Annotated in this window: 1 pseudogene; it reads left to right on the top strand. The window is 50.7% G+C overall.

From position 1 onward, the window contains the following. Nucleotides 1–219, top strand: a pseudogene (locus B3180_RS11515) (proline--tRNA ligase); the annotation flags it as partial.

Genomic DNA, 219 nt, shown 5'->3' with positions numbered 1-219 from the left:
CACTCGCACGAGTTCCACGTTTTGGCCAGCTCCGGTGAAGACGCTATCGCATTTTCTGACTCGTCAGATTATGCCGCCAATGTGGAAATGGCCGAAGCTTTGGCCCCTGCAGGGGAGCGCCCTGCTGCAACGCAAAAAATGGAAAAACATCAAGTACATGGTGATGAACTGACCGCTGTATTACAGCCACTATCTGTAGAAAGTCAGCAAGCTGTTAAG

Origin of the sequence: Idiomarina sp. UBA4206, from assembly GCF_002383015.1 — a bacterium.
GTDB lineage: Bacteria > Pseudomonadota > Gammaproteobacteria > Enterobacterales > Alteromonadaceae > Idiomarina > Idiomarina abyssalis.
This window is presented reverse-complemented; position numbering and strand designations above follow the sequence as displayed.